At 71.2% G+C, this 15,910-nt stretch carries 12 protein-coding genes; 7 read left to right on the top strand and 5 right to left on the bottom strand.

Annotated elements, in window-relative coordinates; translation table 11 throughout:
• Positions 1–20: 20 nt before the first annotated feature.
• The 3 genes from ACN27J_RS06625 to ACN27J_RS06615 all read right to left on the bottom strand — a co-directional run bounded on the left by ACN27J_RS06625 (position 21) and on the right by ACN27J_RS06615 (position 4,001).
• Complete coding sequence (locus ACN27J_RS06625; RefSeq protein ID WP_421364540.1) at positions 21–1,049, bottom strand: ABC transporter substrate-binding protein; 1,029 nt, start codon at positions 1,047–1,049, stop codon at positions 21–23.
• Positions 1,050–1,080: 31 nt separating this feature from the next.
• The gene (locus ACN27J_RS06620; protein WP_421364538.1) at positions 1,081–1,896 is read right to left on the bottom strand and encodes an ABC transporter ATP-binding protein; all 816 of its coding nucleotides are present in this window, start codon (positions 1,894–1,896) and stop codon (positions 1,081–1,083) included.
• A gap of 137 nt (positions 1,897–2,033) precedes the next feature.
• The gene (locus tag ACN27J_RS06615) at positions 2,034–4,001 is read right to left on the bottom strand and encodes a serine hydrolase (RefSeq protein ID WP_421364536.1); all 1,968 of its coding nucleotides are present in this window, start codon (positions 3,999–4,001) and stop codon (positions 2,034–2,036) included.
• A gap of 243 nt (positions 4,002–4,244) precedes the next feature.
• Here ACN27J_RS06615 and wecB point away from each other — a divergent pair, with 243 nt between their 5' ends.
• The 3 genes from wecB (at position 4,245) to ACN27J_RS06600 (ending at position 7,210) form a co-directional block, all read left to right on the top strand.
• Positions 4,245–5,369: a non-hydrolyzing UDP-N-acetylglucosamine 2-epimerase gene (gene wecB / locus ACN27J_RS06610; protein ID WP_421364534.1), complete on the top strand. Its 1,125-nt coding sequence runs from the start codon at positions 4,245–4,247 to the stop codon at positions 5,367–5,369.
• A 36-nt stretch (positions 5,370–5,405) separates the two neighbouring features.
• Positions 5,406–6,629 (top strand): glycosyltransferase family 4 protein, encoded by a 1,224-nt coding sequence (locus ACN27J_RS06605; protein ID WP_421364532.1) that lies wholly within the window; start codon positions 5,406–5,408, stop codon positions 6,627–6,629.
• Positions 6,630–6,703: 74 nt separating this feature from the next.
• On the top strand, positions 6,704–7,210 hold the full coding sequence (locus ACN27J_RS06600; protein ID WP_421364530.1) for an acyltransferase: 507 nt from the start codon (positions 6,704–6,706) through the stop codon (positions 7,208–7,210).
• Here ACN27J_RS06600 and ACN27J_RS06595 read toward each other — a convergent pair whose 3' ends face one another.
• Positions 7,211–9,238, bottom strand: a complete 2,028-nt coding sequence (locus ACN27J_RS06595) for a hypothetical protein (RefSeq protein WP_421364528.1) — start codon at positions 9,236–9,238, stop codon at positions 7,211–7,213. It lies immediately after the preceding gene.
• A 254-nt stretch (positions 9,239–9,492) separates the two neighbouring features.
• Between ACN27J_RS06595 and ACN27J_RS06590 the strand changes: the two genes are divergently transcribed.
• From ACN27J_RS06590 to ACN27J_RS06575, 4 genes are read left to right on the top strand one after another with little or no spacing between them, the layout of a single operon-like run.
• On the top strand, positions 9,493–10,449 hold the full coding sequence (locus ACN27J_RS06590; protein ID WP_421364527.1) for an NAD-dependent epimerase/dehydratase family protein: 957 nt from the start codon (positions 9,493–9,495) through the stop codon (positions 10,447–10,449).
• Positions 10,446–11,909, top strand: coding sequence for a lipopolysaccharide biosynthesis protein (locus ACN27J_RS06585; RefSeq protein ID WP_421364525.1), 1,464 nt, complete (start codon positions 10,446–10,448; stop codon positions 11,907–11,909). The genes ACN27J_RS06590 and ACN27J_RS06585 overlap by 4 nt, the downstream gene beginning before the upstream one ends.
• Positions 11,890–13,143: a glycosyltransferase gene (locus tag ACN27J_RS06580; protein WP_421364523.1), complete on the top strand. Its 1,254-nt coding sequence runs from the start codon at positions 11,890–11,892 to the stop codon at positions 13,141–13,143. Before ACN27J_RS06585 ends, ACN27J_RS06580 begins: the two co-directional genes overlap by 20 nt.
• Positions 13,140–14,396, top strand: a complete 1,257-nt coding sequence (locus tag ACN27J_RS06575) for a glycosyltransferase family 4 protein (RefSeq protein WP_421364522.1) — start codon at positions 13,140–13,142, stop codon at positions 14,394–14,396. Before ACN27J_RS06580 ends, ACN27J_RS06575 begins: the two co-directional genes overlap by 4 nt.
• A 3-nt stretch (positions 14,397–14,399) precedes the next feature.
• On the opposite strand, the gene ACN27J_RS06570 is transcribed toward ACN27J_RS06575, so the two are convergent.
• The gene (locus ACN27J_RS06570; RefSeq protein ID WP_421364520.1) at positions 14,400–15,878 is read right to left on the bottom strand and encodes an O-antigen ligase family protein; all 1,479 of its coding nucleotides are present in this window, start codon (positions 15,876–15,878) and stop codon (positions 14,400–14,402) included.
• Positions 15,879–15,910: the final 32 nt, after the last annotated feature.

The following is a 15,910-nucleotide window of genomic DNA, read 5'->3' as shown; positions in this document are numbered from 1 at the left end:
TGGACCGTCGTTCACGATGGTCAGCTGGCCAGGACGTCGACGTAGGCGTCGAGCACCTGCTGCGACGAGCGGGGGCCGCCGAAGGTCCAGATGCCGGCCGGGAAGGCGTACGCCCGCCCCTGCTCGACCGCCGGCAGCGACGCCCAGATCTCGTTCTTTTCCAGCTCGGTCAGGACGCTGCCGGCGGGGTCGGTGGTGCCGGTGTACAACAGGGTGGCGTCGCCGACGGTGGTCATCCCCTCGATGTCGGTCTGGCCCAGGCCGTACGCCGGGTCGACCTCGCCGGTCCAGGCGTTCGTCAGGCCGATCGCCTCGCCGAGTTCACCGACCAGCGATCCCTGGCCGAACGGCCGGATGGCGACGTTGCCGCCCTGGACCCAGCCGTCGAAGTAGACGAACTCGGTGCTCGTGAGCTCAGCACCGGCGATCTGCTGCTTCGCCTCGTCCAGGCTGGCCTGGAACTCGTCGGCGACGAGGTCGGCCCGCTCGGAGCGGCCGAGGGTCTCGGCGATCATCGCGAAGGTGTCCAGCATGTTCTGGACCGGGTCGGCGGCATCCGCCCCCCGGGTGGCCAGCACCGGGACGTCGTACTCGGCGAGCTGCGCGATGACCGGGTCGTCCTCGGCGGTGGCCTCGACGATCACCAGGTCCGGATCGGCGGCGAACAGCGCGTCGAGGTTGGGCTCGCCGCGCAGGCCGACGTCGGCGACGCCGTCCGGCAGCTCCTCGGCGGTGTCCCAGGTGCGGTAGCCGTCCGGGTCGGCCACCGCCACCGGGGTCAGGCACAGGGTGAGGACGTCCTCGATCTGCTGCCACTCCAGTACGGCCACCCGCTGCGCCGGCGCGTCCAACGTCACGGTGCGCCCGAGCGCGTCGGTGACCTCCACCGGTCCGGTAGAGGTCACGGTGGTGTCGTCGGCGCATTCACCGGAGGCGTTGGCCGTGGGCGTCTCGTCTGCGGTCTGCGGATCGCTGGTGCCGCAGGCGGCCAGCGCCGACGGGATCAACAGGACGGCGGCGAGGGCAGCCGTCATCGATCGGGTTCTCATCAGATTCCTCACTCGTTGGTTGACCGGGCGCTCAGCGGCGCCGGTGGTGTCGCCCTCGGGGCTCGACCCGCACCAGACCGGTGGTCGGGTCCACGGTGGTGTCGATCGGCAACCCGTAGACCTCGGACAGGTGTTCCGTGGTCAGTACCTCGGCCGCCGCGCCGGCGGCCCGCACCCGGCCCTGGCTCAGCAGCACGATCTGGTCGGCCACGCCGGCGGCCTGGTTCAGGTCGTGCAGGACGACGCCGAGCGCCGTCTGGTGCCGGTCCGCGAGGTCACGGACCAGGTCGAGGATCTCGACCTGGTAGCGCAGGTCGAGATGGTTGGTCGGCTCGTCGAGCAGCAGCACGCCGGTGTCCTGGGCGAGGCAGGCGGCCAACCACACCCGTTGCAGCTCACCGCCGGAGAGCTGGTCGACCGCGCGATGGGCCATCGGCGTGGTCCCGGTCAGCTCCATGGCGTGGTCGACCATCGCCTGGTCGTTGTCGGTGAGCGGGCTGAACCGGCGCCGGTGCGGGTGGCGCCCGAAGGCGACGACGTCGCGGACCCGCAGGCCGGACGGGTGCGGTCGGGACTGGGACAGCAGGGTCACCCGGCGGGCGAAGTCGCGGGCGGACAGCGGTGCCGCGTCCTCGAGGTCGCCGTTTTCGCGGCCGAGCAGGATCCGGCCGGACGACGCCCGGTGCAGTCGGGCGAGCGAGCGCAGCACGGTGGACTTGCCACTGCCGTTGGGGCCGATCAGGGCGGTCACCACGCCGGGGTGGATGGCGACGGACACGCCGTGGACGACCGTGGTGCGCTGGTATCCGAGCACCAGGTCGTCGCCGTGCAACGCCGTCGCGATCATGTTAGGTGAGGCTACCCTAAACGTTGATCGAGGGAAAGTCGCCGGTCACCGGCCGCTCGGCGTACCGGCGGCGACGCCGGATCCCCGGCCCGCCGGACGCCGCTCGGGCATCTCGCGGACCGGGGATCCGGCACCGGTCAGGGCAGCGTGTTCAGCACCAGCGTGCCAATCTCGGAACCCAGCTCCTCGGCCCGGTTCTCGCCGGCGACCCCGTCGGCCCGGTTCATCAGCACCGCCACGACGATCCCGTCGTCCGGGTACATCTGCAGGTACGCGGTGGACCCGTCGGCGCCGCCGTTCTTGCCGATCCGTCGGTGTCCGTCCTCGGTGCTGATCGACCACCCGTACGCGTAGCTCCACCCGGTGTCGACCCACATGGCGTCGAGCGAGTCCGGGCCGACGATCTCGCCGTCGATCAGCTTGTCGCCGAACCGGGCCAGGTCGGCGATCGAGGACTCCATCCCGCCGCCGAGGACCTTCCAGCTCACCTCGTCGCCGCCGTACTCGTCGTTGGCGCCGTCGTAGAAGGTGCTGCGCCGCACCGAGGTGTCCGACAGGTCCTCGGGCCGCAGGGTGCCCAGGCCGAACGCGGCGGTCAACTCCGACTCGGTCAGCTCCGCCACCGGGGTGCCGGTCGCGCCCTCCAACGCCGCGCCCAGGATGGTGTAGCCGTGAGTGCTGTAGTGCCCGTCACCGATCGAGCAGACCAGGTCGGAGTCCCAGAACTCGGCCGCGGCCGCGGTGGCGTTGGCGTACCAGGTGGTGCTGAGATCGGTGTCCTCGGCCTGCCACTGCGCGACGTCGGCCGGGTCGGCGCCGTCGGCGGCCTCCGTGCCCGCGTAGTGCCGCACACAGGCCCGGTTGCTGGCCACCTGCTCCACTGTGTACGCGTGGTGGGTGGGCAGCCCGGGGATGTGATCGCGGACGTCGTCGGCCGGGTCGATCTGCCCGTCCTCGACCGCCCGCATGGTGAGCACCCCGCCGATCCCCTTGGACACCGACGCGATCCGCAGCACGTGCCCGGAGTCCAGCCACACGTCGTCGTCGACGTTGGCGTGCCCGAACCCGCGCAGGTAGCGGAACTCACCGTCCTGCATCACCGCCACGGCGATGCCCGGCATGTTGAGACTGTTCGCCTCGCCCTGGACCAGGTTGTCCACCGACCGGCGCAGCTTCCAGCCCGGCCGGTCGGAGTTCTGCCGCCAGACCCCGGCGTACCGGGTGCCCTTGGCGGTCTCGTACCGCTCGAAGTTGATCACCCGGTATCCCTCGTCGGCGTACCGGTGCCACCAGTTGACGTACTCCTGCCGGGTCAGATCGCTACGTACCCGCCAGCGGCGGTGGTTGGTGTTCTCCACCCAGATGCCGGCGTACCGCTGGCCCACCGTGGTGAGCGCCGAGTCGACCACCAACGACCGGTAGACGATCTGGTAGGCGTCGACCGCGTCCTGGTACTCGGTGCGGGTGATGCCGCCGAGCAGCCGCCAGTCCAGGTTCTCGGCGTTGTCCACCCAGACGAGCGCATACCTGGTGCCGGCACCGGTCGGGTAGATGTCGACGTCGACCGGCAGCCGGGTGCGTCGTTGCTCCGTGTAGTACGCGGTGAACTCGGCGGCGGTCAGGTTGTACTTCATCGACCAGCCGTAGCCCTCCACGTTGCGCACCCAGGCGGCGGCGTAGTAGCGGGCACTGCCCTCGACGTAGGTCTCGAAGTCGACCAGCCGCATCCCGTCGTCCGCCGCCTTGACGAACTCGGTGTCGAACTCGGCCTTGGTCAGCCTGGTGCGTACCAGCCAGCCCCGCCCGTCGAGGTTGCGTTGGAAGGCGGCGCCGATGCGCCGTCCGTCGTCGGCCACGTCCACATCCAGGTCGACGACCAGGTAACCGGCGGCGGCGTACTCGTCGAACCGCACCTGGAAGTCGGCCGGGGTCATGTCCCGTACCGACGCCCAGCCCACCTCGTCGGGGTCGAAGACGGCCGAGGGCGGGCCCGGGTGGGCCGCCGCCGGGGTCGTCGCCCCACCGGCGAGAGTGGCCGCCGTCGCCGCGACGATCAGCGCGGCGAGTACGCGGCTCAAGGTGCCGCGTACGGATTCGGATCTCATGGTCCGCTGCTCCTCTCGATGTGCCCGACGGTTGTCGGACAACAACTGGGAGAGCGGCGGTCCGCTCTGACCAACAGGTTCTGCTGTCCGGTGGACGACAGTACGAACGGGCCAGGGCGCCAGGGTTCGGATTCGGCCGGGCCGTCACCGTTGCCTCGATATTCCGCTATGGTATGCGGAGATTGCCCGTTTTTGTGCTGGTAGTAGGTGTGCGCCCCGAGTCGGCAGTGAATGGAGTCGGTCATGACCCGCGTGATGACGGTCGTCGGCACCCGGCCGGAGATCATCCGGCTGTCCCGGGTGATGGACCGACTGGACCGTACCGTCGACCATGTCCTGGTACACACCGGGCAGAACTGGGATCCGTTCCTCTCCGAGGTCTTCTTCACCGAACTGCGGCTGCGCCCGCCGGACCGGTCGTTGGGGGTGGACACCACCTCGCTCGGCCGGGTGCTCGGCGGCGTGCTGGTCGGTATCGAGGCAGCTGTCGACGACTGCCGGCCGGACGCCCTGCTGGTGCTCGGGGACACCAACAGCGCCATCGCCGCCCTGATGGCCCGCCGGATGCGGGTGCCGGTCTACCACATGGAGGCCGGCAACCGGTGCTTCGACCTGAACGTGCCGGAGGAGACCAACCGACGGCTGGTCGACCACGTCTCCGACTTCAATCTCGTCTACAGCGAGCACGCCCGCCGCAACCTGATCGCCGAAGGACTGCATCCGCGGCGCATCCTGCACACCGGCTCCCCGATGCGCGAGGTGCTGGAGCACTACCGGCAGGACATCGCCCGGTCCACCGTGCTCGACCAGCTCGGGCTGACCGCCGGCGGGTACTTCGTGGTCAGTGCCCACCGTGAGGAGAACGTCGACCGGCCGGACCGGCTGCACCGGCTGCTCGACTGTCTGCGGGCGGTACGCGACGAGTGGGCGCTGCCGGTGCTGGTCTCCACCCATCCGCGTACCCGCAAACGGCTGGAGGCGCTGGCCACCGACCCGACCAGCCTCGACCGGATCACCTTCCACGAGCCGTTCGGGCTGTTCGACTACGTACGCCTGCAGTGCGCCGCCCGTTGCACGTTGTCCGACAGCGGCACGATCAGCGAGGAAGCGGCGATCCTGGGCTTTCCAGCGGTGACGTTGCGGGAGTCGATCGAACGGCCGGAGGCGTTGGACGCCGGCGGCATCATCATGACCGGGCTGGACCCGGCCGGCGTGGTGGAAGCGGTCCGGGCGACCGTCGAGCAGGTCGCCTCGGCCGGGGTGCCCTGCCCGGCGGACTACCAGGTGCCCGACACCTCACGGCGGGTCGTCGACTTCATCCTGTCCACCGTGCGGCGCCACCACGAGTGGGCCGGGCTGCGTCGCTGAGCGCGGCAGCCGGACGAATCGAAGGCCGAGCCGACAGTGCGTGAAACGACGACCCCGGTCCGGCCCGCCGCCGGCGGGCCGGCGACCCGGCAGAACACCGCCGACGCGGCGACCACCACGTTCCGGATCCTCGCCACCGCCGCGGTGTTCGAGCCGGGATTCCGTGGCGGCGGCCCGATCCGGTCGCTGCGCTTCATCCTGGACACCCTGCCCGACGACCTCGACGTGACCCTGGTCACCCGGGACCGGGACCTGTACGCGACCGACCGGTACCCGGGGCTGTCCGGCGAACTGGTCCACCGCGACGCCCGGTCCGCGGTGTTCTATCTCGACCCGGTGCGCCCCCGGCAGTGGCTGCGGCTGCTGCGGCAGGTCCGGTCGCGGCCGGTCGATCTGCTCTACGTCAACAGCCTGTGGTCGATGTTCTCGGTGGTCCCGATCCTGGCGGTGGCCCTGCGACTGCTGCGGGTACCGGCGATCATGATCGCCCCGCGCGGCGAACTGGCCCCGGCCGCCCTGGCCATCAAAGGCGGCAAGAAGCGGCTCTTCCTGGCGGTGTGGGCACCGGTGCTGCGGCACCTCGGCGTGCGGTGGCAGGCGTGCAGCCAACTGGAGGCGGACCAGATCACGTCGGCCCTGCCCTGGGCCCGGGTGATGGTCAACGGCAACGAGTGCCCGATCCCGGACCGTCCGCCGCCGCCGGTCGTGGCGCACGACGGTCCGTTGCGGCTGGTCTTCATCGGCCGGATCTCACCGATGAAGAACCTGGTCACGGCGCTGGCAGCGGTGGCCCGGGCGACCCGGCCGGTCGACTTCGACATCTTCGGGCCCGACGAGGACGAGCCGTACTGGGCGCGCTGCGGCCAGCTCATCGCGACGATGCCCGGCCATGTCCGGGTGCGGTACCACGGCGAGCTGCCGGCCGACGAGGTGCTGTCAACCTTCGCCCGGTACGACGCATTCCTGTTCCCGACCCTGGGCGAGAACTTCGGACACGTCATCCTGGAGAGCCTGGCGGCCGGCTGCCCGGTCGTCTGTTCCGACCGGACCCCGTTCAGCGAGTTGATTTCCAGCGCCGGCGGGGCGGTGGTCCGGCCGATGGCCGTGTCGGCGCTGGCCGAGGTGGTGAACGAACTGGCTGTCCGGTCGGCGGGTGAGCGGGCGGCGGCGAAGGTGACGGCGGGGCGGCGGTACCGGCTCTGGCGGCGGCAGGTCCGCGAACTCAACGTCCTCGACCACGCCCGCCACTTCTGCCGGTGACCCGCCGTAACCGGTGCCGCGCCAGGCTCGTTGGACTGGGTGTGTCCAGTCGTCTTCGTACCATCGTCCGGCGGGTGCGGGACCATCTGGCGGCCAGCCGTGACCCTGAGGCGTTCGTCAGATCGTTGGGGGTCAACCTGACCGGTCGGGTGCGGTTCTACGGCGTGAACCGGGCGATGTTCGGCTCGGAGCCGTGGCTGATCACGATCGGCGACAACGTCTACATCACCTCCGAGGTGCAGTTCGTCACCCACGACGGGGGCACCCTGATCCTCCGCAAGGAGCATCCCGAGCTGGACTGGACCGCTCCGATCGTCATCGGTGACGACGTCTACATCGGGATGCGATCGATGATCCTGGCCGGGGTGACCATCGGCAACCGGTGCGTCATCGGCGCGGGTTCGGTCGTCACCCGCGACATCCCGGACAACACCGTGGCGGCGGGGGTGCCGGCCCGACCGCTGCGCACGACCGACGAGTACCTGCGCCGGCTGCAGGCCAAGTCGCTGGGCATCGGGCACCTTCCGGTCGCCGCCAAGCACGCGGAGATGAAGCGGATCTACGGCGTACCGGCGCGGTGATCAGGCCCGCCGGTAGGCGATCCGCGGCGGCGGGAACTGGTGCACGCCGGCGACGGTGACCGGTCCGAGTAGACCAGCCACACCGGACATCTGGTAGCCGAACCGGTCACCGGTCATCGCCGCCGGGCCGGTGCCGATGTTCAACGCCGTGGCACCGCCGACCTGACTGGTCCGCAGGGTGGGCGGGGTGGTGGCGGAGCCCTGCCACACGACCGCGTACCAGTGCCAGCCGGCGGGCAGCGTCACCGGCGCGGCCAGCACGTACTCCCGGATTCCGGCGGTGGCCACGCCGAGCGCGCCGAAGTCGGCGATCGGTCCCTGCGACGCCGGTCGTCCGGTCGTCGGGTCGTGGGCGTACACGCCGTGGCGTAGCCAGCCGCTGCCGGCCGCCGTCACCTCCACACACACCCGGTCGACCCGGACGGCCTCCGCCAGGTACATCGGGTGCAGCAGCAGCCGCTGGAACGCGCCGGTGCAGGTGGTGGTCCCGGTCGGACCGGCCAGCGGCAGGAAGTAGCTGCCGATCCCGGAGGTGGCGCCGGGCAGCGGCTGTGGGCTGGCCTGGTCGGGGTCCGCCCGCCACATGCCGTACCCGGGGGAGACCGGCACCTGGTAGGCGATGCCGTCGGCCGCGATCCGCTCCGCGACCGCGAGGTTCGTCGGTCCGACCGGGACCAGCCGACGGTGGAACAGCTCCGGCACGGCCATCCGGGCGGCGGCGACGGTGCCCACCCGTTCGATGATCACGAAGTCGCGGCTGCCGTCGGAGACGACCAGCTCGGTGGCGGCCGAGGGCGGTGCCAGATAGCGGCGGTACGCGGTACCGGTGACCGTCTGCCCCGGCCAGAGCTCGCGGCCCCACACCAGCTGTGGGTAGTTCTTCTTCAGACTGGACGAGACGAACCAGCTCTTCGCCGTGGTGTACCGCACCCTGATCGCCGGCTGTCCGTCGTCGACCGGCAGCAGGCCGGCGGCGATTCCCCACAGCTGGGCCCCGCCGCCGCTGACCGCCCACTGGGTCATGCCGGCCGCCGGCATCGTCGGGTCCCGCAGGCTCGCCGGGGTGATGTCGGTGATCGCGGTGATCGTGTCGATCCGCGCCCAGGTCGACCAGTTCAGTGTCCCGGCGACTTCGACGTTCGGCATGAACTGCCGGCGGCTGCCGCCCGCCGGGACGGTCAGCGCCGAGCACTGGGTGACCCCGGTACTCAGGGTGAACCGGTCCATGGCGGTCACCCGCTGGGTGACCAGCAGGCCCGCCGGTGACCAGCGGTAGTCGTTGTCGATCCGACACATCGGCGGGATCCGGGTCATGATCGTGGCGAGCGGTGTGCCGATGTTGGCCTGGGCGGTGTCGATCATGCCCCGGTACGAGGGGATGATGTACGACTCCCGGATCCGTAGCTGGTCACCGACGGACCGGCCGTCGGGCAGTGGCCGGCCGTCGAGGTCGACGACCACGGTGTGCGAGTGGGTGGCCGGGCGGATCTGTACGTCCGGGGTCAGCACCGTGATCGGTACCGTGGTCCGGTTCGTCGCCCCGGCGACGTGAGTGAGCGCCGCCGCCGGCCGCACCCGCACTCCCTGGGCGACGCCGTCGACGATCGTGTACGGGTTGCCGAACAGCAGGCTGTTGCCGTTCGGCACGCCGAGCAGGGTGAAGATCCGGATTCCGTCGGTCCACCGGGAGCCCAGGTCGGCGGTGGTCTTGCCGTGGTTGGTGACCGCGATCTGGGTGCCGATGTTGTAGCCGTGGTTTCCGCCGACGTACGACCAGCCGGTGTGTATCGGGCAGTTGTCGTCTGAGGTGTCGTGAATCCGGGTACCCACCGCCGACATGACCGGCCAGACCTGGGCGTCGGTGGCGGTCGACGGCACGAGGGTGACCTGGGGCAGGCCCGCGTGCCACATGCCGACCATCGACTCGGCGTAGGCCAGGTTGGCCGGCATCACCAGGTCCCGGGTGCCGTCGAACCTCGACCTGATCGACATCAGGGCGTTCGACCGGTAGACCGTCAGTCCGGGCATCTCGGCACCTCCATGGCGAGCCGCTCGATCTGCTGTCACTGTGCGCCTTTTCACTGGCCAGGACGGTTCTCCGGTCGGTGACGTGACAGCGCTGTCGGCCGTTTGGCGGGTGCCTGCCGCACGATCGGCGGTACCCACGGGCGACATGGCTGATCTAAACCGATATTTCCAAATAAAAGATGTTATAGACCCGTTACTCGGCCCTTGGTTGGCTCGATGTACAGGTGACCGGGCGGCACTGTGAGGAGTTGTCCATGCGCATTCTGATCACTGGCGGTGCCGGCTTCATCGGCTCCAACCTGGCCCGCGCCGCACTGGTCGAGCCGGCGGTGAAGGAGGTCACCGTCCTGGACGACCTGTCGGTCGGACTGCGCGACAACCTCACCGGGCTGGACGTCGAGGTCGTCGAGGGGTCGATCCTGGATCCGGCCGCACTGGACGCCGCGATGGCCGGCCGGGAGGCCGTGGTCCACCTGGCCGCCCTGCCCAGCGTGCCCCGGTCGCTAAGCGACCCGGTGGCCTCTCATCACGCGAACGCGACCGGGACCCTGCTGGTGCTGGAGGCGGCCCGCCGGCACGACATATCCCACTTGCTGGTCGCCTCCTCCTCGTCGGTGTACGGCATGAACCCGACGCTGCCGAAGACCGAGCTGACCTGGACCCGGCCGATGAGCCCGTACGCGGCCAGCAAGCTCGCCACCGAGGCGTACGCCCTGGCCCACCAGGCGTCGTTCGGGCTGCCGACGCTGGCGCTGCGGTTCTTCAACGTCTACGGCCCCGGGCAGCGGCACGACCACGCCTACGCAGCGGTCATCCCCCGGTTCGTCCACGCCGCGCTGCGGGGCGAGCCGGCCCTGGTGCACGGCGACGGCACCCAGTCCCGGGACTTCACCTACGTCGGCACGGTGTGCGCGGTCATCCTGGACGCACTGCGGCGCCGGGTGTGTCACCCGCACCCGGTCAACCTTGCCTTCGGTGCCCGCGCCAGCCTGCTGGAGGTTCTCGACGACCTCGCCGGCCTGCTCGGCCGGCGCATCGACCGCGAGCACGCGCCGCCGCGTCCCGGCGACGTCGCGCACTCCCTGGCCGACACCGCCACGTTGCGGGATCTCTTTCCCGGCATCACCCCGGTCGACCGCCGGGACGGCTTGCGGGCGACCGTCGAGTGGATGGCCCGTCGGCTGGCCGTCGGGCCCGTCGCGAGCCGGTGACCGGGGCCGTCGACCGGACCGGGCCGGACGGCCATGACCGGGACCGTGACCGTGCCGTCCGGTCCGGCATCGCCGCGGCAATGGCGGCGAAGGCGACCGGCATGGCGGCCCCGCTGGTCATCACCCCGGCCTGCTTCCAGTACCTCGGCGACCAGCGGTACGGGCTGTGGATGGCGGTCACCGCGCTCACCGGGATGGCCTGGTTCGCCGACCTGGGCCTGGGCAACGGGCTGCTCACCCGGCTCAGCCGGCTCGGTACCGACGTAGGGCAGCAGGCCAGGGAGATCTCCAGCGCGTTCGCCACCGTCGGCACGGTCGCCATCGCCCTGCTCGGCGGCCTGCTCGTGGTCAATCCGCTGGTGCCCTGGGACCGGCTGCTCGGGGTGACCGATCCGGGCATCGCCGCCGAGACGTCTACGGTGGTCCTGCTGTCGTTCGGGGCGTTCGCCGGCAACATTCCGCTGTCGCTGATCCAACGGATCCAGTACGCCGACGGTCAGGTCGTGCAGAGCAGCGTCTGGCAGTCGGCGGGCTCGCTGGCCGCCATGGTGGCTGTGCTGTGCGCCATCGGCGGTGGATGGGATCCGCTGGCGGTGATCGCCTGCGCGGTGCTGGCGGTGCCCGCCGTCAACCTGGTCAACACCGTGGTCTACTTCGGCGTCCAACAGCCGGCCAAGCGCCCCGGCCCCAGGCTGGTCGACCGGGCGACCGCAGCCGGCCTGCTCCGGCTCGGCCTGCGGTTCTTCGCGCTTACCACGATGTCGTCGATCGCGATCAACATCGACAGCCCGCTGGTGGCGAACATCCTCGGACTCGCCGTGGCGGCGCACTACGCCGTCGTGGTGAAGCTCTTCGGCGTGCTGTCCATCTTCGTCGGCCTGGTTGGCATGACCGTCTGGCCGGTGAACGGCGCGGCGTTGGCCCGTGGTGAGGTGGCCTGGGTACGCCGGCACACCCGACGGATGGTGTTGCTCTACGGAGCGGTGGTCGGGATGGCGGGTGCGGCGCTGGTCGGCTGGGGGCACCCGTTGATCGAGTTGTGGGTCGGCGGCATCGACCGGGCCGCGGTTCCGGTTCCGGTCCTCGCCGGACTCGCCTGCTGGTCCTTCCTGGTCGCGGTCAGCTCGCCGCTGATCCTGGTGCAGAACAGCGCCGGTCTGCTCCGGCCGCAGGCGGTCGGCTGGGCCGCGTTCCTGGTCCTGGCGACCGGCCTGAAGATCTGGGGGCTGCACCAGTTCGGTCTGGTGGCCGTGCCGCTGGCGGCCTGCATGGCGTATCTGCTCACCATCTGGCCCGCTGCGGTGATCGGCTACCGGCGGGCAGTGGACCGGGCCGGCCAGGGCGCCGGCCCGTCGCCTGCAGCGCCCGACCTTGCAGCGCCCGACCCGGGCGCTGGCGGTGGCACGGCGCTCCGGCCGACAGTCGACGAAAGGGGGACCGGTGTCCGAGTTGGTGGTTGACCAGGGCGACGTCCGTGACCATCCGGACCCGCCCGGCGGTGGGGCGGCCGCCCCACCGCCGGGCGCCCCACCGCCGGGCGTGGCCCGCCGCCGCGTCCTGCGGGTGGTGGGCGAACTGAACTTCGGCGGCACCGAGACGCGTACCGCGGAACTGCTGCCACGGCTCGTCCGTGGCGGAACCGAGATGCATCTGGTCACGCTCAGCCACCGCGTCGGGCCTGGGCCGCTGGCCGGGACGGTCGAGCGGTACGGCGGCTCGGTGACCGCCGTACCGCTCGGTGCGTGGTTCCCGGTCCGGTTCCACCGTCTGCTGCGCCAGCTGCGGCCCGACGTGGTGCACGTCGACTGCGCCAACTTCTCCGGCGTGCTGCTCGCCCTCGCCGCGGTCGCCGGGGTGCCCGGCCGGGTCGCGCACTTCCGGGGGGACGACAACGCGCCGAGGAGCCTGCGCCGTCGGATCCTCCGGTGGCTCGGCGGGCGGCTGCTGCGGACCTTCGCCACCGACGTCCTGGGCGTGTCGCCCGGCTCGCTCACCTTCGGCTTCCACCGGGCCTGGCGGGACGATCCACGCTGCCAGGTGGTGCTCAACGGGCTCGACCTGGACCGCCTGCGTCAACCGTCGGTCGACGACCTACGGGCGATGATCGGAGCGGGCGTCGCCGATGTCGTCTGCGTCAGCGTGGGACGGGCCTCGGCGGAGAAGCGCCGCTGGCTGCTGCCGCCGATCCTGGCCGCGTTGCGTGACCGGGGGGTCTCCGCGCACGCCGTACTCGTCGGGCCGGGTGATCCTGCCGACGACGCCCGGGTGCGGGCCGCGGCGGACGCCGCCGGGGTGACCGACCGGGTGCATCTGCTCGGGCCTCGGGACGACGTGGGCGGCCTGCTGGCACAGGCCGACCTGGTCATCCACCCGTCCAGCCTGGAAGGGTTGCCCGGCGGGGTGCTGGAGCCGGTCGCGCTGGGTATCGGCACGGTGGCCTGCGACCTGCCCGGCGTGCGGTTCATCGACGAGCGGCTGCCCGGCGTCGTGATCGTCGATCCCGGGGCGTCGGCGGCGGACTGGGCGGAGGCGGCGCTCGTCGCGGCCGCGTACACCGCCGCGACCACCCCTGCGGCCGCCGGCGAGCGCTTCGCCCACAGCGCGTTCGCGATCGACGCTGCGGCCGAAACCCACCTGGCGATCTACCGACGGCGTCCGGCCCGCGTCCGGCCCAGCACCGAAGGAGTCCGATGACCGAGCAGACCACGACGGTCGAGCACGGACCACGACCCGGTGACCGGCCGGCAGACCGGCGGCGTCGGCCACGACCGCTGCTGATCGGCGCGTACGCGTTTCCGTACGGCGACGCCACCTCGAACCGGCTGCTGCAACTCGCCCGCTGCGCCGCCGGCGCCGCCGGGCCGACACTGGTGGTCAACGACTGGCCTTGCGAACTGCCGTTCCCGCCGGACGGGCCACGGGCCAGCGGTGTCGAACTGATCACCTTGCGGATCAGGGGAGCCAACCACTTCAGCCGGATGTGGGCCCGGCTGGCCCGTCCGGTCCGCGTGCTGCGGGCGTTGCGGCGCCGTGGCGTCGGCCGCGGCGACGTCTCCGTGGTCCTGCTGCCGATGGCCATGATGACGCTCGGCAACTGGGCGGTGCTGCGTCTCGGGCTGCGCTGCCCGATCGTGGTCGACGCCAGCGAACGCCACGACCGGCGACAGTTCCGGCGCGGCTGGTCCGATCCCTACTTCGTGCGCCACCGGTGGTCGACGTTCCTGGCGACCAGGCTCGTCGACCGGTTCACCGCGGTTTCCACCACCCTGGCCGGGCACTTCGAGCGGCGTGGCGGCGCCGTACTGGTGGTGCCACCGCAGGTGGACTGCGACGAGTTCGCGCCACCACGGCCGCCGTCGCTCGACGCCGGCCTGCGACTGCTGTACGCGGGTACGCCAGGCCGCAAGGACATGCTCCACGTGATCGTCGCGGGGATTGGCCGACTGGCGCCGCTGGACCAGCGGCGGGTCCGGCTGACCATTGCCGGGATCACCCGCGACGACGCGGCGAACCTGTCCGACCTGGACCCGGCGGTGCTCGATGCGGTCCACGCCGAGGTGGTGTTCCTCGGCCGGGTACCCCGGGCGACCGTGTTGGACCTGCTGGCCGAGTCGCACTTCGCCATGCTGGTGCGGCCCACCGGCGGCTACGCGGCGAACGGCTTCCCGTCCAAGGTGCCGGAGAGTCTCGCCGCGGGGTGCCCGGTGCTGCTCAACCACACCAGTGACCTGGCCGACTATGTGCGTGACGGCGCCGAAGGGCTGGTGCTCGATGGCAACGGTCCGGACGACGTCCGGCTGGCGGTGCAGCGCGCGTTGCGGCTGCGTGACGAGCAGTGGGCGGCGATGAGCCAGGCGGCGCGGTCGCGGGCCCGCCGTTCGTTCGACCACCGGGCCTGGTCGGAGCGGGTCAGTGAGTTCGTTGTCCCGGTCGAGGGCCGGGACTGACCACTACCGCAGGACCGGGGTCCGCCCCCGGTGGGGCGACGTGCCCGGCTCAGCCGACGGTGCTGGCCGCGGCGAGGCAGCTGGCTGTGGCGACGCCTCCGGTCGGGGCGACGGCGGTGGGGCGTCCGCCGCCGCCCGGTGGTGTCCGGCCCGTCGCCGGGCGGGCAGGTGCAGCAGGACGGCGACCACGGCGAGCCAGAACACGTACGGGTACGTCTGCCCGGTACCGAACATCGCCGACTCGGTGACCTGGATCAGCAGGCCGGTGACGATGAGCCAGACCAGACCCGAGTTCGCCCGGTTCACCGGAGCCCGGACGGCGGCCCACCCGGCGGCGAGCACGGTGAGCAGCAGCGGCACCGCGGCCACCAGCCCGAGCTCCAGCATCATCTGCAGGTAGCTGTTGTGCACCAGCCCGACGTTGAAGCCGCGCAGTTCGTCGTAGCTGGCCAGCTCGTAGAGATGGTCGCGGGACGCGTACCCGTAACCGAGCGCCGGATGGTTCTCCCACCACAGGTCGACCGTCATGTGCCACAGCCGGATCCGGCCGTTGGACAGGTCGCTCTGAGTGAACCGGCTGACGAACTGCTGCATCCAGGACGCGGCGAAGACGGACGGCAACAGGCCGGACAGGTACCCGGCCAGCAGGGCCGCGGTCGCGCCGACGACGAACCGGGTCAGGGTACCGATCCCATGTCGTAGCACCACCCAGAGCGCCCCGACGAGCACGGCGCCCAGTCCGGTGCGGGACTGGGACAACACGAGGGCGCCAGCCACCGGCAGGATGCCGAGCAGTTCGGCACGTCGCCCGGTCTCCCGGTAGACCGCCCAGCCGAGCGGCACGGCCAACGCACAGACCATGCCGAGCATGTTGGGGTTGCTGAACAGCCCTTGGAACCGGGAACTGCCGGACAACGCGGTGGCCAACGTGCCGTTGGTCGCTCCGTAGCCGATGCTGACCACGACGGATACGGCCAGCACCAGGTAGACCACCCGCAGGTCGGCCATCATGACCGCCCGGTCCGGCCACCGCCGCTGAGCCAGCAGGTGGACCAGCCCGGCCAGCAGCAGCAGGGCCAGGCCACGCTGGAAGGACTCAAACGGAGCGATCGACCAGACCGCACTGAGCGTGGCGAGACCGGCGAGTACCCACAGCGACCCGATGAGGACACCGGTCCACGGCTTCGTCGGCCCGGCAGCGGCGGATCGGCGGAGACACAGCGTCCAGACGACCAGGCCGCCGACGGCCACGTACCGCGGATAGAAGCTGGCGTCGGCCAATGCCTCTACATCGGACGACGCGCCGACCAGCAGCGCCATCGTCAGGGCCAGCAGCCATCGCCAGCCATCCATCTGGAATGCGCAGATGAGCATGACGAGCAGCGCGACGGCGGCCGAGGCGACCAGCGGATTCCGTACCGCGAGGATGGTCGTGACCCCCAGCAGGACTGCCGCGCCGACCAGCACGGTCAGTCGGCTCATTCGGTCTACCACGTGTCGTCCTTCGGCTTGCG

Origin of the sequence: Solwaraspora sp. WMMB762 (assembly GCF_049179115.1) — a bacterium.
In the GTDB taxonomy this organism is placed as follows: Bacteria; Actinomycetota; Actinomycetes; order Mycobacteriales; family Micromonosporaceae; genus Micromonospora_E.
Note: the sequence above shows the minus strand (reverse complement) of the source record. Positions and strands in the feature narration are given on the sequence as shown.